General features: G+C 55.8%; 21 protein-coding genes. 1 reads left to right on the plus strand and 20 read right to left on the minus strand.

All coding sequences use genetic code 11. The annotated features are described in order from the left end of the window. Positions 1 to 24 precede the first annotated feature (24 nt). The 9 genes from NJC40_RS13820 to NJC40_RS13860 all read right to left on the minus strand — a co-directional run bounded on the left by NJC40_RS13820 (position 25) and on the right by NJC40_RS13860 (position 5,607). A complete protein-coding gene (locus NJC40_RS13820) occupies positions 25 to 1,479 on the minus strand; it encodes a DUF6094 domain-containing protein (RefSeq protein WP_253138752.1) in 1,455 nt (484 codons plus the stop codon). 27 nt (positions 1,480 to 1,506) lie between these two features. Next, positions 1,507 to 2,100: a hypothetical protein gene (locus tag NJC40_RS13825; protein ID WP_253138750.1), complete on the minus strand. Its 594-nt coding sequence runs from the start codon at positions 2,098 to 2,100 to the stop codon at positions 1,507 to 1,509. Between the two features lie 69 nt (positions 2,101 to 2,169). Further along, on the minus strand, positions 2,170 to 2,424 hold the full coding sequence (locus tag NJC40_RS13830) for a hypothetical protein (RefSeq protein ID WP_253138748.1): 255 nt from the start codon (positions 2,422 to 2,424) through the stop codon (positions 2,170 to 2,172). Positions 2,425 to 2,489: 65 nt separating this feature from the next. Next, entirely contained in the window at positions 2,490 to 3,113 is a 624-nt protein-coding gene (locus tag NJC40_RS13835) for a DUF3275 family protein (RefSeq protein ID WP_253138746.1), read from the minus strand. Positions 3,114 to 3,167: 54 nt separating this feature from the next. Continuing rightward, positions 3,168 to 3,386, minus strand: coding sequence for a hypothetical protein (locus tag NJC40_RS13840; protein WP_253138744.1), 219 nt, complete (start codon positions 3,384 to 3,386; stop codon positions 3,168 to 3,170). Positions 3,387 to 3,789: 403 nt separating this feature from the next. Further along, entirely contained in the window at positions 3,790 to 4,131 is a 342-nt protein-coding gene (locus tag NJC40_RS13845; RefSeq protein ID WP_253138742.1) for a hypothetical protein, read from the minus strand. 83 nt (positions 4,132 to 4,214) lie between these two features. Further along, entirely contained in the window at positions 4,215 to 4,679 is a 465-nt protein-coding gene (locus NJC40_RS13850) for an STY4534 family ICE replication protein (RefSeq protein ID WP_253138741.1), read from the minus strand. Positions 4,680 to 4,771: 92 nt separating this feature from the next. Further along, positions 4,772 to 5,263, minus strand: a complete 492-nt coding sequence (locus NJC40_RS13855) for a hypothetical protein (protein WP_253138739.1) — start codon at positions 5,261 to 5,263, stop codon at positions 4,772 to 4,774. 92 nt (positions 5,264 to 5,355) lie between these two features. Further along, positions 5,356 to 5,607 carry a hypothetical protein gene (locus NJC40_RS13860; protein ID WP_253138736.1) on the minus strand — a complete coding sequence of 84 codons (252 nt, stop codon included), beginning with the start codon at positions 5,605 to 5,607 and terminating at the stop codon, positions 5,356 to 5,358. Between the two features lie 1,022 nt (positions 5,608 to 6,629). On the opposite strand from NJC40_RS13860, the gene NJC40_RS13865 reads away from it, so the two are divergent. Beyond that, positions 6,630 to 7,292, plus strand: coding sequence for a hypothetical protein (locus tag NJC40_RS13865; RefSeq protein WP_253138734.1), 663 nt, complete (start codon positions 6,630 to 6,632; stop codon positions 7,290 to 7,292). A 591-nt stretch (positions 7,293 to 7,883) separates the two neighbouring features. Here NJC40_RS13865 and NJC40_RS13870 read toward each other — a convergent pair. The 11 genes from NJC40_RS13870 to pilL2 all read right to left on the minus strand — a co-directional run bounded on the left by NJC40_RS13870 (position 7,884) and on the right by pilL2 (position 21,926). Continuing rightward, positions 7,884 to 9,893: a DNA topoisomerase III gene (locus tag NJC40_RS13870; RefSeq protein WP_253138731.1), complete on the minus strand. Its 2,010-nt coding sequence runs from the start codon at positions 9,891 to 9,893 to the stop codon at positions 7,884 to 7,886. A gap of 100 nt (positions 9,894 to 9,993) precedes the next feature. Continuing rightward, positions 9,994 to 11,076, minus strand: coding sequence for a DUF4214 domain-containing protein (locus NJC40_RS13875; RefSeq protein WP_253138727.1), 1,083 nt, complete (start codon positions 11,074 to 11,076; stop codon positions 9,994 to 9,996). 982 nt (positions 11,077 to 12,058) lie between these two features. Then, positions 12,059 to 12,358, minus strand: a complete 300-nt coding sequence (locus NJC40_RS13880) for a hypothetical protein (protein ID WP_253138725.1) — start codon at positions 12,356 to 12,358, stop codon at positions 12,059 to 12,061. Positions 12,359 to 12,483: 125 nt separating this feature from the next. Beyond that, entirely contained in the window at positions 12,484 to 13,743 is a 1,260-nt protein-coding gene (locus NJC40_RS13885) for a hypothetical protein (protein WP_253138722.1), read from the minus strand. Between the two features lie 14 nt (positions 13,744 to 13,757). Then, the gene (locus tag NJC40_RS13890; protein WP_253138719.1) at positions 13,758 to 14,285 is read right to left on the minus strand and encodes a type 4 pilus major pilin; all 528 of its coding nucleotides are present in this window, start codon (positions 14,283 to 14,285) and stop codon (positions 13,758 to 13,760) included. Between the two features lie 18 nt (positions 14,286 to 14,303). Continuing rightward, a complete protein-coding gene (locus NJC40_RS13895) occupies positions 14,304 to 15,446 on the minus strand; it encodes a hypothetical protein (RefSeq protein ID WP_253138716.1) in 1,143 nt (380 codons plus the stop codon). After that, positions 15,443 to 17,203 carry an ATPase, T2SS/T4P/T4SS family gene (locus tag NJC40_RS13900; protein ID WP_253138713.1) on the minus strand — a complete coding sequence of 587 codons (1,761 nt, stop codon included), beginning with the start codon at positions 17,201 to 17,203 and terminating at the stop codon, positions 15,443 to 15,445. Before NJC40_RS13900 ends, NJC40_RS13895 begins: the two co-directional genes overlap by 4 nt. Positions 17,204 to 17,212: 9 nt before the next feature. Beyond that, positions 17,213 to 17,734: a hypothetical protein gene (locus tag NJC40_RS13905; RefSeq protein WP_253138710.1), complete on the minus strand. Its 522-nt coding sequence runs from the start codon at positions 17,732 to 17,734 to the stop codon at positions 17,213 to 17,215. After that, positions 17,724 to 19,019 carry a type 4b pilus protein PilO2 gene (gene pilO2, locus NJC40_RS13910; protein ID WP_253138707.1) on the minus strand — a complete coding sequence of 432 codons (1,296 nt, stop codon included), beginning with the start codon at positions 19,017 to 19,019 and terminating at the stop codon, positions 17,724 to 17,726. Before pilO2 ends, NJC40_RS13905 begins: the two co-directional genes overlap by 11 nt. A 2-nt stretch (positions 19,020 to 19,021) precedes the next feature. Beyond that, the gene (locus tag NJC40_RS13915) at positions 19,022 to 20,752 is read right to left on the minus strand and encodes a hypothetical protein (RefSeq protein WP_253138704.1); all 1,731 of its coding nucleotides are present in this window, start codon (positions 20,750 to 20,752) and stop codon (positions 19,022 to 19,024) included. 4 nt (positions 20,753 to 20,756) lie between these two features. Beyond that, entirely contained in the window at positions 20,757 to 21,926 is a 1,170-nt protein-coding gene (gene pilL2, locus NJC40_RS13920) for a PFGI-1 class ICE element type IV pilus protein PilL2 (RefSeq protein WP_253138702.1), read from the minus strand. Positions 21,927 to 21,940: the final 14 nt, after the last annotated feature.

The following is a 21,940-nucleotide window of genomic DNA, read 5'->3' on the forward strand; positions in this document are numbered from 1 at the left end:
GGTGCGCCGGCCAGCGGCGGTAGGTTAGTAGTCCGAAGGCAGCAACAGCGTGGTTACGCTGCGATCCGCTTCAGTGATGATCCAGAGCCGAGGCTCGTCGACCACCGGAGTGTCATAGCAGGAGAACAAGCGCTCGCCTGAACGCAGTGCCTGTTGGTTACTCTGTTGATCCTCTTGGCGCAGTTCGCCCCAGTCGCCGCTCAGGTGCCGGCGTAAATAGATCGTGGGATCAAGGGCACCGTGCTCGACCAGGTTGCTGATCGCCGCGGTCATCACGACCCGGCCAGGTTCAAACAGTCCTTCACAAGTGTTTGCCTGGGCGTCGGCCACGTTACTGGCTGGGGAATGCTCCGGTGCCGGGGTGGACGTGATGGTCAGCACCTGGCCAAGTGTCGCAGAGCCTGGCGTCATGTCCCAAGCCCGAATCACGGGTACGAAACGATCGGTCAGGATCCTTGACTCCTGGATGTTGCCATCCTCATCTTCAGTGAACTCGGTACGACTGACCTTCTCTTTGTGTGTGTCGCCTTTCAGGACCAGAATGCGTCCTGCAGGAGAGGTCACTACGCCAGACACAGCGCCGGCGGCGAGTGCCAATGCAAGGTGCCACTGGGACAAGGCTTTGACTGGGCGCCGTGAAGCCAGGCCGCGCAGGCCGAAGAGCAGAATGAAGTCATTCCACAGCCCGCCCAACCGACCGGTTTCCAGTGCCAGTTGTTCAGGTTCCAGACTTAGCCGATAGAAGTGACTGATCTCTGTGACCGCTGCCGGCACCACATACGTTTCCCAAGGCCATTGCTCCGGCAAGGTCTCTGCCGTCACGACTCCAGCGCCGATGTCGCGCAACCGGTCTCGATCTGCCTTTAGTTCAGTCGGCTTCGCCAGGTCCTGGCGACGAATCCGAATGCCGTAGATCACTACCTGTTTGAAGGTCACCTCCACTGCTGCGTAGATCCGCAGACTGGTGAAGTGGTTGCACAGCCAGCCGCAGAACTCATCGTCCAGGACGTAGTGAGGAACGATCAGCACCAGGGTGCCACCGTACTGCAGAAGAGGAAGGCAGCGTTGATAGAACGCTTTCTCCAGGCGCTTGCGGCCGCTGCTTTGGTATTGCGATGAACCGGAATGGTCAGCGACCAGATCTCCATAAGGCGGATTGAGCCAGAGTAAACCGAAGGCTTGCCGGCTAATCATGGTATCGAACAGGTCACTGTGCAGTACCCGATCAAGCAGGCTACGGGCGTGGTCAGCTCGCTCACGGTGATACTCGACCGCGAAGGCCTGAACCCGTTCTCTGCCCAAGGCATGGGCGGCTTCAGCTAATGCAACGCCTTCTCCAGCGCACGGGTCGCAAATGCGCATCACCCCAAGTGTGGCCGGGGCAATCGCCTGCAGCGCTCGTTCAAGTGTGGTCTCGTCGGTGGGGTAATAGCCATTACGCGCAAAATTGCGCGCCAGGCGCGGGAACATCAGGGCCATGGGGCCTCCTTGAATGATGGGTGCAGCTCAGGCCTGGGGCTGAGCTTCGAGGGTGAGTTGATTGAGTCGAACGAGCTGGCCAACGGAGGCTTCCAGCACATCGATCTGGAGTGAGAGCCGCCATGCGCGCACGCTGCCTATGGAGCCGGGCAGCAGGGTGAGCATCTGTTGAGTGGTCAGGATCTCCATGACCGGCTCACGCCAGTGGTCAAGCAGGGGAAGAGGGCAGGTGGACATGACCAAAGGCCATAACTGTTCGTGATGGGCTGAGTGTTGATCCAGGAGTGCGTAGGCAAAGTGATTCGCCAGGTCAGGCAGTGATGCACGGCTGTCAAATAGCCACAGATGAATCAGGCTACCGAACAATGTCCCGCGCAATTGTCGGGTCGTGCGTTTCTCCAGAAACTCGGTGTTTGGGAAGACAGGCAAAGCTCGGTTATCGACCGTGATGTGGAACTGGTCGAGACCTTGCTCATCCCGACCCAGCGTGAGCCTGGCAAGAAACTCCTGGACGGCGGTATCGCGGCCCCAGGCGGAAAGGAAAATCAGCTTGCGATCCTCGTCGCAGACGCAAGCGTCCACCATGAGGTCTGGGCATTCGTCGATGGGATACAGGGACATGATTGGCTCCTGAAGGGAGCAACCAGTCCCAAGGGGAAGGTTGCCCCGTGGGTGGTTATGCGCTGCTGTTTAACGAACGGTTTTGGTCCGGGGATCAAAGATCTGTCCGTCGGTGACGTGAAGCGGTCCCTGGCCAACCAGGAAAATCGTCTGGAGGTACTGGCTGCGTAGCTCCACAGCGGCTTCTGCTTGCTGTGAGGACAATTCGAGCTCTTCGATGAAAAAGTCGATCATCTCTTCGTTGCTGGAGACATCGTTGTTGGACAACTGCTCCTCGATAGTGGCGAGGGTGTCCTGGGACAGATTGGAAAAAATCGAAGTCATGGTGAGCTCCTTGAAGATGGGCGGGAGCTCCTGAGGGAGCCCCCTCAGGGTGTATGACGTGGGTGCTACTGGCGATGCCAGGTCTGGGTCTTGAAGTTCAGTTCGTAACCCAGCTCTGCCAGCCGTGTGCATTGTTGCCTCAAGCGCTGCCGGTCAACCGTGGTGTCGAGTTTCACCTCGTTACCCAGTGGCCATATAGTGCTGAATAGCTCTGCATCTACCGATGGCTGTAAAGCAACTGCAGGAGCGGGAAAGTCCATACCGAAAGGACGATTGTCATTGTCTGCTTCAGCAGGTGGCTGGCGGCTTATGGGCCGTGGAGCTGGTTGCTTTACTGGTGCGATGGGCCTGTTGGCGGGTGTGACAGGAGGCGTTTCTTCTTCCAGAGGATCTGGAACAGTGGACGTCATCTGTTCTGCATCTTCGCTGCTGAGGTCAGAGACTTCATCAAGCGACATGCTTTCGAGTTCAGCCCGGATCTCCACAACCAGCCGTCCGCCGTGGGTGTAGTAAGACGGCCGGATCTGGCGGATGGCGAACGTGCCTTCGTACTTGCCCTCCATGTATTGATCCAGGAGCGCATCCTTGATGACAAACTCGCCTATTGATGTCGCCAGGCGTCCGACGTTAAAGGGGCCATTGCGGCCGCTGATAGTGCGTATGGCCAGATAGCCAGGGATGCTGATCATTCATCCACCCGGGGAAAAGTGAGCCCCGTAAGAACGGGGCTTGTAGGGACTCGATCAGCAGACAGCAGCGCCGGTGCTGTCATCGTGCAGGTCGACCTGGATGAACGGCAGATCGGCGATACCGCGACCTACAGTCAGTTTTAACGCAATCAGGTCGCGACCTTGTCCGGTGGGCTGCTTCTGCAGCACGCTGAAAGTCAGGGAAGTGGCGTCGGGATGTGCTTTGAGTTCTTGCCAAGCAGCCAGAACGACGGTAGCCAGGCGCTGGCTCATTTCGTGAACACGGGCAGGATTCTGCAAGTGGACAGTTCGTGACCAGGCTGAGCTGCTCAGAACGATGGGGTAGGAATGGTAATCAGCCAAAGCTGGAGAGTTGGACATATCGAGGTCGCCTTGAAAAAAGCGGGTCCCCGCCCATGGGGAGAGATCCCCGCATGGGTTTGAGTAGATGCACTCCATCACCAAGTGATGCGATCGAGCTACCGAGTGCTTGTCGATCTTGGGTGGGTCAACGCTGATGCGCCGAAGCCTGGACCCGGGCTTCGCTCAGACCGCTGTCGACGACAGCGAACTTAACTGAATTTTTTAGCTCGGCTGGCCGAAACGTCGCGGCGATACGATGACTCGGCGCCGTGAGGCGCCTCATCGAGGGTAAAGACACAGGGTGTAGAAGGTATCAAGCCGTCGCTTTGCGATTGGCAGGTTCGGCAGTCACGCAAGCGCGTTGTGCTCGGGCAAGTGTCAGATCGTCCAACAGCAGACTGCGTCGTGCAGCGCACCGTTTGAAAATCTCTGCATACGGAAACTGCAAAGACAGAGCATGCAGTCGGAGCGAGCGGAGCAGTTTGACGCGATAGCGCTTGATGCGTGGGCCGCAGCCGATCTGGGCTTCAGAGCAGAAGGTCGAGATCTGTTGGTTGTAAATGCGTTCCAGAGCATCCAGTCGGATGTATGCAGCGGGAGTTTTTGGGTGGCGAACAAAAACGTGTCCTGCAAAAACCTGAGTCGTTGCCTGCATGGTGAGCCTCTTCTTTGAGAGAAAAGGGTTCACCAGCCCAGGAGGGTGATGAACCCTCTGGATGGCGTTTGAAAAGGTTGGAGTTAGGCTGCAGCTTGTTCCTGGTCCTGAGATTCCTGAGCGGGTGCTTGCTGTTGTGGTTCTTGACCCGAGGTATCTTGAGGCTTGGCTTGGTAGACGGTTTCACCGTTGACCTTGATCCAGCTCAAATACAAAAGCCGTCCTTTCAAACAGGCACCTGACTGGCCTTTCTTCGCGCCGGCCTGGTACGTGAAAGCATCGGCCCAGATGTCTCCGATTCGGAACGACACAAGGACTTTCTTATCAGCGTTCACGGCTTCAAAGCAGCGCTTGATCAGCTTTTCAGCCTCGCCGCCGACGACGTTGCAGTCGATGTAGGTGTATTCAGAATCATCGGATGTGCCTCGAAGCGCCGCGACAGTGACGGCCCAGAAAGGCTTACCCTTGCGCGGGGTCACTTCACGGATACGGTTCAGGTAGCCGATGCCGGTGGTGTGCAGATCGAAGTATTTGGTTTCGTTGCTCATGGTGTATCTCCAATTCAAAAAAAGAACGGAGAACACCTGCCCTGGTAGGGAAGAGTATTCCCCGCATGGGTAGGCTGATTCGGTGTGAAGGATTAATGCAGCGTTTCGATGGACTGCAAGGCGCTAAGCACGTTGATGACTGTAGCTCTCCACACTGGGTGAGGAGCTCTACCTTGCATCAGCTTTGCATTGCGACGCAGGCCGCGAGCCGTAGTGAAGTTGTTGTGAGTTGCCTCACAGCACGCTTGAGCCAACATCTGCTCAATTCGCGCTTGAGAAACCTGGATCACGTACTCAGACGAATAAGGTGGGATCCACTCGACGGAGGTCGAGTTGATGATTTCACCTACCGCGACGAGTCTTCCAAGGTTGTCAACGATGGAGACCATTGCGGGAACAATGGCTTCATCTCGCGACTGGGTGGCAACAGCTTCTGAAGCAAGCTGCAGAGCCTGTTCAAGCGCTTCGCACTGTCCGATTCGTACTTGCTGCAAATCCTCATCCGAGTGCTTCTCTCCGATCATGTTGATGTACATGACCTGATCGATGCATTCCGGTTCGGTGCGATCAGTAGCTGGGTTCATACGATGTCTCCGAAGGAAAAACGGAGAACACCTGCCCTGATGGGGAAGAGTATTCCCCGCAAGGGTGAGTGAAGCCAGTGAAATGTAACCAGTTAGAACATGATCTTCGCTGATGCCAATAACAAACCGGCAATGGCGGAGAACATGATCCCCATGCGGATGGTCATACGCAGTTCAGACTGTGACTGACCTTGGAGCAGTTCTGCTTTGAGCTGGTTGAGGTCTGCTTTCGTAGCCAGGTGCGTTTGCATGTCCGACTCCAGTGCATCGACGACTGCTGCAGCTTTGCTCTCTTCGACGTTGATCGAAATCAGTGCCTGGTAGAGCGTGATACTGCCTTTCATGAAAACCTCCTTGTGTTGACGGAGGCCTACCCTGACGGATGAGGTTCCGTCGCGGGTGAATTGAGGGAGCATTCATCAACCGAGGTTGATTGATCGCGCTTCCGAATGCTGAGCGATCTAAAGGGTTGGATCAGTGTGCGATCACACTGCAATCATGAGATCCAGATTGCCTAGGGATGTTGCTGACGACGTCAGCGATACACGGCTTTAGAATCCACAGGTGATAGGTGGTTGTCAAGATGCTGTGAAAAGAAAAAGCCCTCATCGAGAGGGCTTGGTGGTTCTACGGTTTCTAGCGGCTGAGTCGATCCCAGTCCGCCTCAGTCCAATGGTCGGTATTGAGGTTGTCCATCCAGTGAGGAGCATTTTTCCAATCATAGGGAGCGTCAACCGGAGCAATCAGCGGGTCAAGTGACCCGAGATCGGGCGGGCTAAGCTGATCGATTGGCTCTGTCGTACTGGACGTAGCTGCAGCCTTCGGCTTACGACTGCGTTTTGGTTTGACGCGCACGTTTGATGTGTACCAAGTCTGAAGGTCGACGGACTGGCGGCGAACCATTGCAGGTGTGCGCTCAAGTTCAGCGAAGCAGTCCTGTGGCAGTGGTTGCTGGAGTCGGTTGGCATGTGAGCGGGAGGTATGATTGTTCGAAGGTGTTTGGGGGACGTGTTCCGCAGTCGAACAGCGGAGTGAGGTTAGAAGTCCACGTACAGCGGCGCCGGCCATATAACCGACGCGATAACTGACGGAAGGGGAAGTAGCTGTGGTCATGATGTTTCTCCAAGGTTAATGCGGAGAAACACTGCCCTAGTGGGGAAAGTGATTTCCCCGGTGGGTATAGAAAATGCTCCTACCGGCTCAAAGGCCAGTCGATCGCGCTACCAGAAGCTGAGCGATCTTGGGTTGGACCAGCACATTGTGCTTGCAGCTTTAGGTCCAAGCTGCGAGGCTTTGCTGACAACACCAGCGATAGCTTGACTAGAATTATTTGTCGGTCTCATTCTGTCAATAGGGAGATTTTAGGATGACGGAATCTAAAGGAAATATCGGAGCTTTCAGGATTATGCCTTTGCTGACAAAGAGTATGACAAATACTCCATTGCTCAGTATTAGAAATTACTATCGCCGCATGGATAGGATATTCGAAAAGGAAGATTTAAATCTTGAAAATGAACTGTATAAAATTGAAATGGCTGATGAGGGAGATGCAAAAGAGAGTGATATATTTTTTCATGGCATGCGGGTTGCCAGTCATGAATTTGCAAAGTCTTCTTTTTACAGTTCAGCTGTGCTCGGAGTATATGCGGGCTTTGAAAATACCTTGGAACGCGTCATTGTGCAGCTATCAGATATCGATAAGATTGAAAGAGTTAAGAAAAACAATTTATCTAATATCGATGCTTTAAAAGTCACTTTGGAGCGGCACTTCGCGTTCAACTTTGATACCTCTCTATGGGAAGAAGTTAGCGATTTTAGAAAGCTTCGCAACGCGATTGCGCACAACGGTGGGGTGATTTCAGAGAAAGATAGGGGGGAGGGTCTGACTCAACGGCTTGATGGAGTTTATGAGAGAGATAATGGGCTCGAGATTACGATGAGTTACATTGAGAATGTCATCGCTTTACTTGATTCATTTTTTAAAATTTTGAATGGAGAGATAAAAAGGGTATACGATAAAATTTCGTGAAAAAAGCATATGTATGCTTTGCATACACATGCTCCGCTGCCAAGTATAGGGAAGAAATTGCCACCTGTGATTCGAGTCTTGATCCCTGGGCTGTGATCGTTTGTCTCGCATTCACCTGGCCAGTTATCGTGGCTGAGGCCAGTAATCAAAAGGCACGCATCCGCGCACAAATGGAACCCGTTTTGTCGCCGGCGGGTCACCGGCCATGAATAACGTCCCCTAAGGGTAGCCTGATAGCCCTGAGTCAAGGCGATCAGGCTACCCGTAGGAAGTCGTGTCCCGTAGGAGGGGAATAAGGTAGGCCGCAACACCGCTGCGGCCTTTGGAAGAGCTGGCACCGAACCTGAGGGGACCCTGTATGCCTTTGAACTCGTTAAGCGAGTTAGACGGCTGCGCGACCCGAGGGCAGGGAGGCAAAGGGAGAATCCCGAGCAGATCTGCACGCGCTTCCCGGAGCTATGCGTGCTTCTGGTTGGTGAGAGGTAAACCTGCTGCACCAGGGCGCTACTGATGACCGTCAGTAGCCAGCGGGGTGAACGGTCGCATTATGGGTGCATAGCGGGGTGATGGCAAGAAAGCAGCAAATAATGATCACGCATTGCTGGTCTTGGGTTTGCTTGACCGAGGTTTGCGCTTGTCAGCAGGCTCCTCGTTGACGACACCCTTGCACTCTGGATAGCGCGAACATGACCAGAATGCCCCATTCTTGCCGGTGCGATGGGCCATCTTGCTCTCACACAATGGGCAGATCGGACCGACAGGCACTTTGATGTCCAGCTTGGCCTGGCTGTACTGGGTGACCATTTTGCTGATCCAGAACCCCTGCTTGGCAATGAAGTCGTCCAGGCTGAGCGTCCCGGCCTCAATCATGCTCAGTGCTTGTTCCCAAATCGCTGTGGTCACTGGGTCAGCAACAGATGGGGGCACGGCTTTGACAAGTGATACGCCGGCGTCGGAGGCTGTGACAGCCTTTCCTTTCTTGACCAGAAAACCGCGGTCAATCAGTCCTTCGATAATGCTGGCCCGGGTGGCCTCGGTGCCAATGCCGGTGGTTTCCTTCAGCGTCTGCGCCAGGCGAGGGTCTGTGACTAACTTGGCCACGGTCTTCATCGCCAGGATCAGATCGCCTTCGGTATAGGGTTTTGGAGGCTTGGTCTGCAGCGCTTTAGCCTGCGTGTTCTGAATTGTCGCGTGAGAGCCTTGCTGTAGCGGCGGCAGGATCTGAGAGCGGGTTTTGTCTGCTGCTTCATCTTCTTCTTCGGCAGTGGAGGCGAACAAGGCTTTCCAGCCGGTGACAACGATTCGTTTGCCCACTGCCTGCAGGAGCACATCCTGGCACTGCAGATCTGCAACAGTGCGGTCGTACTCGTGATCAGGCATGAACTGAGCCAGGTAGTGTGAGCGGATCAATCCGTACACAGCACGTTCCTTGTCGCTCATGGCTTTGAGGTTCGTGGGTTCAAGCGTGGGGATGATCCCGTGGTGAGCGGTGATCTTCTCGTCGTTCCAGACCCTCGAGCGTCGTGCGGGGTCAATCTGTTGCAAGAGCTGGGAGACTGCTGGGTCAGTTATGCGAATGGCCTCCAGCACCTGAGGGACTTCCGGCAGCATGCTAGTCGGTAGATACCCGCAGTCCGTTCGGGGATAGGTTGTGGCCTTGTGAGTTTCATACAGGGCCTGAGCGACGTTCAAGGTTTCCTGGGCACCCATGCCGAACTTCTTGGAGCAAGCTTGCTGCAGGCTGCTTAGATCGAACGGCAGCGGCGCCGATTCCTTGGCTCTTTTGGTCTCGATAGCGGTGACCTGGGCTGCACTGCCAGGTTGCAGTTTGGCATGCGCAGCGTGTGCATATCGCTGATCCAGGCATCGGCCGTCTTCGTCGGTGATGTCCTTCCCGGGTTTCCATTGTGCGGTAAAAGCCTGGTTCTTGACGGCCAAGCTGACATCGATGTCCCAGAACGGAATCGGACGAAAGCTGGCGATCGCATGGTCGCGGTCGACCACGAGGCGAAGTGTTGGGGTCTGCACACGACCTACCGACAACACGCCGCTGTAGCCGGCCTGGCGACCGAGGAGGGTAAACAGACGTGTGAAGTTCATGCCGATGAGCCAATCGGCTCTGGAGCGTGCCAGTGCGGAGTGATACAACGAAAAGGTCTCTGCACCAGGCTTCAGGTTGCCCAAGGCCTGGCGGATGGAAGCTTCATTGAGTGCGGATAACCACAGCCGGCTTACCTGGCCACGGTATCGGCAGTGCTCGATGAGCTCACGGGCAATCATCTCACCCTCGCGATCGGCGTCAGTGGCAATCACCAGCTCGGTGGCTTGCTGCAACAGTGCCTTCACGGCTTTGAACTGGCTGGCTGTTTTGGGTTTGATCTGGGACTTCCAGGCTGACGGCAGGATCGGCAGCGCATCGATTGTCCAGGTCTTGTATTGCGGGCCGTACTCTTCTGGCGGGGCGGTTTCGAGCAGATGACCGATCGCCCAAGTCACCACAACACCGTTGCCTTTTATACAGCCATCACCGCGCTGGGTCGCGCCGAGGACTTTTGCAATGTCCTTGGCCTGGCTGGGTTTTTCGCATAGAAACAAACGCATGAGGGTTTCTCTCGATGAATGTCGAAGAGAAACCCTCGCAGTCGGGACGTTCTAAAGACAGGGGAAATCCTTATTAGCCTCGGAGGTTAATACCCCGTGATCAAAGTACGGCGATAGCTGTCTCAGAAATAAGGCCTATCTGGGCAATTGAAGCTATAGGAGTGCCATACTGCGCGATGATGCCGTTGATGGTGTTAGTTGCGCTGGCTACGTCGGTAACTCCGTTCAAAATGGCCTTTGAGTCGATACCCGGTGCGCCAGTGCCTGACACTTGTTCTAGAGCAGCAAATTCTCCTACAGCGATTCGGGAGTAGAGGAAGTTCGAGTCGCGCTCTGAGTCCAGGCCCGCAGTCAGAAATGTGGTCAGGAAATCTGATCGCCCGATGCTTCCCGAGTTAAGGTCGTTTAGCCAGTAGCTGTATCCGCCGGAATCGGGGTTTCGTCCGAGAGCGTTGGTGTATGCGAAAGTAATGTAGTCCGCATTATTGAGAGTTGTTCCAGCCTCACCATTCTCAGTACCAGCTTGGTAAATATTACGTCCTACAGCCAAATAGGCACCGTGTTGTGTCTCGCCGGTGGAAATATCAGTGGCAAGCTCGTTGGCCCAGTATTTAAGCCCACCGTGATCGGGCGTTCGCCCAAATGCACCGATGTACATGCTGGTCAGAAAACCCAGTTGCCCGTCCGAGAGCCCAGGAAAATTTAGCGGAGAGTCTGGAAGGTTTGCAGTTGCGGTCAGTTGTACTGGTGCCTTAATGATCTCGGCTACGGTCGGGGCAGGGTTGGTCTGCGTCAGAATGCTCATCGCGCTGCCGAAGTCTGTGATTGATAGGCTGCCCGAGCCAATAGCAGAAAGCACTGCCGATTTATCAGAGACTGAAATTCCAGGGTAGAGGTAGTTGATGATCTCCGTTGGCACGAGCTGGTTCACATAGGCAACTGGGTCTATCCCGATCACAGAAGGTTTGCTCAGATAGGCTTGTTCTGTTGAACCAGCAAGCACTATCGCGGTAGCAATTTCGTTGTCAAAAGTAGCTTTGAGAGATTCGCCATATCGGCTCCCAATGCTAAATCCTTGTTCGATATCAGCTTCCCAGCTTGATGCCTTGGCAACGTAACTAGGTAGAAATTTTTTGTAAAAAGCTTTAACGGTTGCAATGGCTTGGGACTGGGAAAGGGTCATGATGTAAACTCCTTTTTAAATCAGGTTCGCTATTGATGTCATTATGATTCTGGCTAGTTAACTATGCAAGAGGAGCCAGATCTATTTATGTAAGTGGCTGTCACTGGGGTCCCAAATCTCTGAGTGCCATATTCGGAGCATAAACGGTTCAAGACTGTAATGTAACTATTATTTTGCTCGCCGTTTTCAGTCGCCGCCTGCAGCATTGTGGCGCGGGTTGGAGATCTCCAGGTTAATGCTAGAGCATCTGCTAGCGAAACTTCTGGTCTGCTTTGCTGATACTCTCTTGCCCAGTTCAGCCATTGATTTTGCCAGTATACAAATCCAGATGCTTCAGGGCACCTGGCTCCAGCGTTGAACTCTCGGTAGGTGTTAATAATATTGGTTTTTTCTGAGCTTCCAAGAGGCCCGTTAGAATACTGTGGGTGGGTGGAATTACAAATAAACGCCTCAACGATGTACACGGTTCCAGGTGGCGGTGCTGTGCCAGTCCCTGTATCTGCATCTTCGGTACAAGCGTTACTGATGATATTGCAGCTTCCCCATGATGTAGCGCTGTTGTGACTGATCAACTCCCTGCCATCGGTTGGAAGGCGCCAGCCATAGACTACGTAGCTGCCGCTCTGGGCTGACGTACAAGAACCTGACTGCGGGCACGTACAACTGCAAGCTCGGGATGTTGACACATTGCGCAAACTGACAGCACTTGTACAGCCGCCATGATTGATGTCCCAGTTCTGCCCGGCAGGGCATCCTGCTGAGGAGCTTGTAGAACCAATGACAATATTCATACGTGTCAGGTCAGTGTTCAGGTTGATGTCTGCCTTGTTTCGGTCCAGTGCATGGATCGGCTGAATAATTGCCAGGACTAAAACGAGCGTGCCAAAACCATATTTTCTTGCCAGCGAGCGAAGCCCGGACATAAGTAGTGCTCCGTCATGAGTATTTTACGCATGATCGGTTTGCTGGCCCTTAAGTTATTTCACTTAAAGTGAATCGTCAACAGTTTTCGTACACCTTCTGCGCTCAGTATGTCCCCCCATGCAACAATTCGGAACACCGCACCATCCTTAACGATTGATGTCATAAATTGATCATTAAGGGCGACCACTGCCTTATCTATCAGGGCTCTATGGATACCGGTGAAGTCTGAGATTGTTACTACAGAAGGACGCTCCAAGTAGTCGATCGCGGCCAGGCAAACCAACAGTCGTCCAGCGTGTCCCTTGGGAAGCTGAGGCACGCCGTGTTCGTTCTTCTCGTATTTGTCGTAGTTCTGCATCATCGTGCTCGTGTCTGGCCGGTCTAGCTGGCAGCGGGCGAACCATTCGCCGGTGAGCTGCCAGTGTACCGTGAGTCCTCCCTATGACGTGAAGATGCTGGTTGCGTGCGAGTAACCAGTCAGGGTCAGCTTCGATAACGACAGCCGGTGATCACCAGCGCACGGGCGTCCGGGTTCGAAGAGGGAATGCTTACAACGCCATTGGTAACCGCAACCCCCTGGCCCACACGGACCGAGCTATCAGGTGCCGAAGTCACTGTTCCGTTGAACGTGCCAGTGACGTTTACATTTCCTGTCTGGTTTACAAACCCGTTGCCGACGACATTACCGGCCAGGTTGCCCCGGACATTCACGTTGCTACCTGTCATCGTTGCATCCAGTTGTGCCAGCGACGCATAGCTGAAGGACTCCATATTTGCACCAGGACAAACAGGAGCAGCCACAGCCGCACCGTTGGCCAGCACCTGCGTACCCAGCACGGTATGGTTGGTCACCTCAAACCAGGACCCGCCTGTACACAGCAACGGTGAGCTACGGTTGCTGGTCGCGTACTGACCTTCGACCGTACATGCACTGCCAGGCAAAAGATTGGTGTTCAGCAGCAGACCTGTAGCCGACGAGATCTGCCCGACCACTGAGAGTGTGTTGTTGAGGTTTACAGGTCGGATGTCCCCCATGCGTACGTAACCGTGGTGGTCGACGTCGTTGAGCGAGGCGATCACTACTGCGTGCCCAGCGCTTGTGGCAGGGATATCCATGTCTGTGGTTGGACGATTGAAAAGCGGACCTCGCACAGTGCCTGCAAGCATTCCGTTACTGCCGCCGTATGAGCCGGCGGCTTTGACGACTGCCCCGACAAGGTTACCGTCGAACTCCATGCTGGCCGGTGCCGGTGTACAGGCCTGGGTGTTCACAACACCTACCGGCCTGGCGCCGGTAATGGGCCAGCACGTGTAGATGAACGCTTTGGTCTCACAGCCGAAGCCAGGACAGTCAGCCGTGTTCCGGAAGAACTTGATGTGGATGGAGCGGCCCAACGGCGGTGTGCTGGGGAAGTCTGCGGCCAGCAGGCCTGCGCCCTTGAGATCCGGGACAGAAATCGTTGTTGTGTCCCCGGTGAAGGCTACCCACGCTGGCGGCACCGGGTATGTGCCTGGCGGTGCATTGCTGATATCTGTCAGGCTGAACGCGGCTTCATGTCGCTGCAGCGCGACTATCACGGCGCTGCGCACTGCGAGCATGTACTTGCCTGTCGACTGTGCAGCCAGATCCTCGATATCGCGCTTCCAGCGCCCGGCAGCGACGCTGGCCATCAGCGTGACGAGCATGATGCTGATGAGTACAGATATCAGCCCGAAACCGCGCTGTGAGCGTCTGATGGCCATGCGTGCAGGCTCCATTAACGGATCGTCAACACGACTTCATTGGTGTCGCCGTCGGTACAGGCACCACCAGCCCTTGCAGACGTGTACTCAGTAGTGACGTTGTTATTGGCGTCTACGGCTTTGACGGTTCGTCCATTGATTGTGATGGTCTGAACCGCTTTCTGCATGGTGGATGGGAAACCCGGGCATGCATATGAACTCAGGTCAGCAAACGTCCAGGACGCAGTATCGCCAGTCTCGCTAACGGTGACGGTGCCGCTATTGCTGCTACCACCCAGGCCGTGAAGGACCAGGCCAGTGGTGGGATTCACTTTCAATGCACCGTCTTTGATGTTTCGAGCAAACGTGGCTTGGGTCAGCCCCTCGTAAGGTGTCATGCCCTCACCCTGGGCGTTGATTTTGACGCTGGCGATGTAGCGTTGCATGTCTTCGGCCACTGGTGGCACTGATGATTGAACGACGTAGCGGTTGCCGGCCGGGATACCAATGACCACGATCAGGGCGCTGATGAGAATTGTAATGACCAGGTTTGTAAGTCCCACGATGGCTTCTCCGGAGTGTTAGTAGAATTGGTTTTGCAGGGCGGATGAAAGGGCGTCGATAGCGGCGTAGATCCAGAGCATTAGCCCCGTTGCTGCGGCTAGAACGCTCAGGATCAACACCCAGCTGAGCACCAGGCTTTGCAAACTGAGCTTTTTAAGCACACGGGTTTCGAGTCGCGACTTCACGGCACTGAGAGCCCCTTCCAGCCCTCGTGAGTCGATCAGATCCTGCAGATACCAGGCGGTATCTCTGTCGAGGGTGCCGGTGGTGAAAATCAACGAGTTGTCGGTACCGGAGTCGACATAGGCGAGCATCTGTTCCAGGTGATACCGCTTCCAGCGCGAGGCCCCCGGGATCTGCATGGCTAATCCTTCCCGGAGGCCTTTCGCGGCAGTTTTCTGGTTGAGCGCTGTGGCCAGGCTTGAGAGCGTACGGATGCTTTGAAAGTCTCGGTACATACTCCAGATCAGACCGTAGCGGTCGAACAGTAATCGGACCGGGCCGGTCAGATTGCTCAGAGACCAGACACAGAAACTGACCACCACTACGGTCAGCGTCACAATCAACAGCCAGCTCGCGTCAATGACGTCAGCGAAGTGGAAAAGCCTGGCGGCAATCAGCGGCCAGTTTTCTGGAGGCACCAGTGAAAAGGCGCTTTGCAGCCTGGGCACCATGAAGCCAGGTGTGCAGAGGATCATGGCGAGCAGTGCAGCCAGGCTAAACAGCGAAGCCAGCATGGTTCCAAGCACGATGGACAGCGCTTTGCGTTGCAACTCGGTGTTTGCTGCCAGCTCCCTGAGCGATTGCTGGAGCGCGTCCTCGTCCCCTTGTTCCTGGGCAGTGGCGATCACAGCAATGTCCGCTGCCGGCAGCGTTTGGTCGAATGTGCGGCTCAGGTTGCCGCCCCGGGCGAACTGGCGAGCCCAACGCGCTGATAACCGGCCACGAGCGACACCGGCAAACCGCACGGCATCATCTTGGAAAATGCGGATGAGTGGCTTGGCACCCTGGGTGCCCTCAATCATGTCAGCGAGAAACCGGTAGTAATCTGCGCGATCGAATATGGAGAACAGCAGCGCATCGAACCGAAGCCGTAGATCCAGCTCTTCGATGCGCATGAGAAGTGCATCTGCTTTCAGGCGCAGTGACTCGGGAATCATGGCTTGCCTCGCCTAGCTTTGACGGCTTGCTGCAGACGCTCTACGACCTCAAACGAACTGGTCCGGGCTTCAATGTCGCGAGGGTCGACCTTGCCCTGGAGGGCTTTGTACATGGCGCACTCGAGGATCGTTTTGTTCGTCATGTCAGCATCATTGATGGCAGTCCTTGGCAAGGACTCCAGATGCTCCTGCAGACCGATCGTGTCCTGGTTCATGATGCAGCGCAGTACCTGATGATCCAGGGACGGCTCAATCATCTCGGCAATTACTTCACGCCCGTTGTAGCCATTAAGGTCTGGGATTTCCTTGTTCTGGCAAGAAGCACAACCCTCTTGGCAGCGGACATTGATGGTGCGGGTATCGATACCTTCGTAGATCCGTATTATTCGCTCGATATAGGCCTGCCAATGCTGGGCATCACGGTGCTTGCCTGTCTCATCGACACCACCAGTCTCTGCCAGGGATGAAAGCGGGATCGCGCAATCCGGGCAAAGGCGAGGTACAAGTGCCTGGTAAACCAGAAGTTTGAGCAGCCCAGGTGAAGCAAGTAGCGAGCTTGGTACACCTATAGATTTTGAGTACAACCGTTCCGGAGTTTGCCAAGCTGACTGCGCGTGAATGGTGGTGTAGAGACTCGTGCCACTGTTGGCGAGATCCTGCATCGCATCGCCGGTCTGTAGATCTCGTATTTCTCCGAGTCCAACATCGTTCGGGGCTGAACGTCGAATGGTACGACGTGCAGCCGTGTACTCCTTGCTGTCATCCTCAGTTAGGCTGTTGCTGATCGAGATCTGCAACACATTAGGTATCAAGTACTCCACTGGCTCTTCGACGGCCATGACTTTTCGGAACCGTCCCAGTAGCTCAAGCAGCTTTCCGAACAGTGTCGATTTCCCTGATCCCATTTCCCCGGCAATCACGGTAGCCCCACCTGCCGCCCGCATTGCGCGCTCGAGCATGGCAATCTGGGACGGCAGATAGCCCATTTGCTCCAAAGACATCTGCGTTACAGACTGAGAGCTGTCCAAGATCCTTAGAGTGACGGCAGGTCCTTGCATCGCAGTGATGGAGGCCCAGCGGGCGGTGACCGGTCTGCCGAAGCAGACCAGTTCCAGCTGGCACTGCTGTGCGCTGGCCTTTGAAAATACTGCGCCCTTGCCGCTATTACCCCACTGCCAAACAACCGACAAAAGTGCAGACAAACGCGCTGTAGGCATTTTCCAGCGTGGGGGCGCTACGTACTTCCCTCCGATGGTGAACTGAATCTGAGATTGCGTAGCCTTCGTGCTGACGTTGAGGTGGATATCAGAGGCTTTGTTTATAAGCGCCCATTCAACGAGTTCCTGGAATGACGCTCGATAGGCAGTCATTTCCTTCTCGGGAATTGCGTTCACGTCGAGTCCGCTTATCCCGCCCTCCGAGACGTTCAATAGCAACGTTGGCGTAACGGTCAGCACTCGCACATCATTCGCACCGCGCCTGGCAAGTTCGCCCCTGCACGCAGAGCAGATGTCACTCTCGACATAATCCGCAGTAGCCAAGATCACCCAACCGAGCCGACCTTCATCGAGCTGGAAGGGACAAAGGTTCGGCGTATGTTGACTGCCTACGATGTGAGCGAACGGCGTCAGATTTTTTGTACCCAATGCCGTGTGAAGCTGCAAGGCAGTGGAATACTCATCTTGGCCGGTCGTAACAGCTACAGGTTTGGTTCGCGATTCTTTGCTGAGAATGTGACCGAGGGTCAGCGTTGCCATCGTCATCGCTCAGCCCTCAACCAGGCGGTTGATGCACGCCGTCGTGGTGCCGGCCGAGTTGGCCAAGACGACACAGGGTGTTTTCAACTTCACGAGCTTGTAGCCGGTGTCCAGGGCTCCGCTGATAGGTGCGGGCCTTCCATCCTGGAACAACACGCGCTGGTCGTTGATCGATACCTCTGCCCGCAGCAGTTTGCCGAAGCCGAAAATCCCCAACACCGCGACCCGGTCAGCAGTCTCCTCAACAGCAGGCGCTGGAGTTTCTTTTTCTGCAGGAGTGAGGGGCGGGTGAGTTGCTTCTGCTGCAGGAGACATTGTGGGCTGAGCAGCGGGAATCGTAGGGGCTTGCTGCCGACCATTCGAAGCCAGGTGCCGTTGACGTTCGATATTTGCCGCTGTACCGGCATCCAGGATCAACAGTTCCTGAACTGTCGCGATGGCTTGAGCCTGACCGGAGCCCAGCTCCTGCGCAGTGACACTCATGCTCAAGGCGAGGGCGCAGACGAATGTGGTGATGCGTTTACTGGACATAGTAGTCCCCTTTGATTTCGCCAAAGAGCGCGCTGTTGCGCAGATCGGGCCTGGCTTCGTTTCGCTCAACGTCGAATTGCAGACGTGATATGCGAGTGCTGTCGTTGAGTGGGAAAGCGGCCAGTGAGCGCAGCGGCCCCTTGATCGAGAACGTCATGACGTTCGGCAAACGAATCCCCTGCGGGAGTTCAAGAGCAACCTTGCCTTGGCCGTCGTTGATGACTGGGGCCGGAATGGTGACCGCTGCGGGTGGTTTCACCTCGATGAGGCTGTACGCTTTCGAAACGTCCTGCAGGCGGCTGATGTAGTCGAGGCTGAATGTGGTCAGTGCCGGCAGCGCTTTGCGTGACAAGGGGTGCCGTGTGCCCGGCACTTGCCATGAGACTTGAGCGTTGTCGAGGTCAACCCAGCGGGTCTTCCACTTCCAATCTGGACGCAGCGATGAGAGAAAGGACTCGTTGGTGGCAATGACGCCGCGAGCGTAGTCCGCCCTGCAGGTCCAGTTGCGCTGATTGGCGTTGTCGCACTGGACACGTTTCAAGGACCAGTTACCGACCTCCAGGGGCAAATGCATCATCGCTTCAAACAAGTCAGCGAAGCCGCGGGGGCCATCCATCAGGGTACTCTCGGCCCATATGTCCAGCGCGGCGGTCCATTCCTGGGTAGCGTCTATCTGCTGGGTGTCTGCATGCGAGCGTGTGTAACTCTGAATCAGTCGCTTTCCCTGATCCCAAGCGAAGTTCGCGATCAGCAAACCGAGCACAGCAATGATGAGGATCTTCAACGGACCTGGTACAGCGTCGACGCCGTAGCGTACAGCCTTTAACTGGGTCCTCTCGTTCAGATATGACTGGACGTCGGTGTCTTCGAGGTCACTGATCTGTGGGTAACGAGCCCTGACGCTGGCAACGAGCTGGTCGGCCTCCTCGGGTGAGCACAGGGTATCAGTACCCTTGATGACCGAACCGTTGTGGGTCGCGATCACCCAGACCAGAGCCTCCTCTATCGAAATGACGCCGAGATAGGCTGAAGTCGGGTGTTTCAGCGCAACGATGGCACCTGCGGAGTAGACTGCGCGTCCCTTCCCAGTTTTCTTCACACTTGGCAGCTTGGCCGTGCCGACAGAGCTAGAGTACTCAACTGCCGGCACATGATGAGTTGCCTTGAGGTTACGGGCGTGGGCAAGCGACTGGCGATCCAGCTTGTTGCCGATCAGCGGTGCCCAGTCGAGTCCGTAGACAACGCAACGCTCGCCTCCGACTTCACGGATGATGAGTTCTTTCATAATCACTGCTCGCGGACCATTGCAGTGATCACTGATACGGTGATCCGCTGGTTGGACTGAGTCGTGTCGGAACCTCCCATGATGATCGACGCCTTGCGATCAGTGCGTCGCTCGTCGCTGGATTGGCTGTCTTCGGTCTGTGCTGCGATTACATAAGGTTGGCCAGGGCGCAGGATGGCTTTACGCACGTACACGTCGCTCTGAATCTGCGGGTTCTGAACGTAGGAGCCGTTGGGCTGCGAGATGCGCTCAATGTCAGGCTTCGGCGTGTCATCAAACTTGATGCTGAGGTTGATGTCGCCGTTCGAGTAGGCATAGGGCAGGAAGGTAATCAACCTGCCGTAGACCAGCTCCTTGGTGCTCATCGAGAGGGTGGGTGCTGTGGTGAGCGACGTGTTTGGCGTCTGGTCTAGTTTGTCGATGTACGATAGGCGTTTTGGTCGGCCTACTGTCGACGGTTGGCCATTCGTGGAACCGAAGGTGTCCATGCGCTGAGAAACAACCCGACCGATCTTGCTAAGTGCCTGGACCGCAACCGAAGATCCGGCAAACTGCCCACTGCCGGCAGACAGCCCGATGGACATGGCAGCGCCTTGTTGCTCAACAATGGAGTTAAGGCCTGATACTTCGAACCCGTTGGTGCTAGCTGTCTGGAATGCCAGATTCCAGTTGAGTGCACCCTGCTGCGAGTCAGTTCTCTCGACGGTAATCTGCTCGTAGACGAAATCGATGCGGCGTGAACGCATCGCACTCTCCATCCTGATGTACGCATCAATCTTGTCCAGGGCCGCTTTGGTGTCGGTGACCACCAAGTATCCATCGTCACCTGCAGTGGCTTGGCCTGCCCGGGTCATGAACTGCTCAACTCGTTTGATCAACCCTGCCATGGGCTGCTCTTTGCGCTCGCTCTTGATCACCGACTTTGAGCGGCTTTCCAGGCCGTTGCTGGCTGAGCTGCCGTCGGTGCTGCCAGATTGGCCGGCGCTCATCTCGGTCGAGCCAGACTCCTCGAGGTTGCGCACCTCAAAGATTCGGGTGTCGGTGCGGTAGAAGACAATTGCCCCACGATCACTGTCGTATTTCCAGGAGACGAAAAGCTTCGTGGCGATCGAGTCCAGCGTCGCGTCGAGAGGTCGAGTGGCTTGGTCCGCTCGTGCCTTCGAGGATCGCGCTTGAGGCTTTCCAGAATGGGTCGATGAGGCGTTCAGAGTACCGGTGGGCAGAAAATCGTTCGCCAGTGAGGGATCCAGGCCATAGGCAGTTGGGTCTGCGAGGTCGGCCGACGTGGGGTAGCCAATCGTCTGGCTCTGCTGGCTTTCGTTTCGCTCGTTCAGTCTCGGCAGGAAGTCTTCAACTGGAAGCAATGCGTCGGGCATCACTTGCACCGGGATCTGAGTTGCATTCTGTATGCGTGCTGCCAGTGTCGGCAGATCGACAGCGCCGTCCGAGTACAGGAGAGTCGTATCGACGCCTTGGCGTAGCGGCATTGGGAGGGTGACTTCGCGGCTGACCGGAACGGCTCTACCCGTGATGAACGGCCGTTGGACGGTCTGGGCAGCTCGTTTGGCATCGAGCGAGATGGACTCGGCCTGCAGCGTCGCGCGATAGCGGGCAGTGCCATTGGCATCGCTGGATGCTTGCTCGATGAGATGTTTGTCGTGCGTAACGCTGCACCCCGTTATACCGCACAGAGCGATGGCGAGTGCCGTGAGCTTGAATCGTTGGATAGTCATTCGGTCACCGGGCGCTGGCAGGATCACAGGTCATGTTGTAGCCGACGACCCTGATCACATTGTTTGTGTAGAAGCACGGCTGGAGCGGTGTATCCGAAAGCTCAGTTGTACCTACCAGCCCCTGTGCGGCTGCCTTGAAGTCGCCGTTGAACGTGGCGTTAGCCGAAATTGGGATGTCGACGGGGCTCACCCAGTGTTCATCGCCAAACGTCCAGCCCGCCTTGTCAGCCCACTTGCGCAGCGTGAGACGAATGTTCTTGTCCGCTACTGTTACCGTCCAATTGGAGGGCGGCCGAGCGCCCGGTGGGCTGGACGGGAATACCGGAGTCGCGACCGTGACAGCAGATAGGGGGACCGAAGGTGTGGCAGTGGTCTGATTGCCAGAAAGAGAGGGCTTTGAGGGAGCCGGTGCTGCGGACCCGGTGGCGATACTCTCGGTGACGGCGACGTTCTTGGACGCGATGACCGGGGTTATATTGGAGCCTTCCTTGGCCTTGTCCACCGGGGTTGATGGAACTGATGGCGCGGTAGCAACAACCTTTGTATCCGCCACCAACGGAGCCGCCGCTGGTACAGCGATAGCGACAGCACCAGAATCGTCGGCCCCAGTTACAGGAGTTGGTGTGCTTACCGGCGGTGCCTTGGCCAGCGCCTGGGCTGCCTGGACAGGCGCTGGAGGCTGATATCCTGGGCGCAGGTTGAAGCAGACGTTGCGGCTCACTTCATCAACTTTTACCTGCCACGCTGGCCCGGCCAGCACCTGCAGCGTGTTGCGAAGTGACATAGGGCCAAGTTTGTACTGCGCTGCCGGCAGCGGCCGCGAGTAGAGAATGCCCACATAGCCTGAGCCGGCAGGACAGAGCTGATATCCGGAACGCGCTGTGACGTACTCCATGGCATCCCGAACGTTTGGGTTCATGTTCGAAGGCATGGTCACATCAATGATCTGCGACATCAGATCACGTTGCCCTTCAGCGGGCATGGTGTTGACCAGGGTATAGCGGCTGTAGCGGACTGCATCAGGTTTACCCGATGCGGTATCGGCATACAGATCAGGTGTAATCAGCTCAGGATTCCGAGCGGGATCGACCGTGGTTTTGCTCGACGTGTCAGGCTGGATCGCGCAACCGGCGAGCAGCGTCAGTACGGTGAGAGTGGTGAAGTGCCTGATCATGTGCCAAATGGCCC

Source organism: Pseudomonas sp. 21LCFQ02 (assembly GCF_024129895.2).
Taxonomy (GTDB): domain Bacteria; phylum Pseudomonadota; class Gammaproteobacteria; order Pseudomonadales; family Pseudomonadaceae; genus Aquipseudomonas.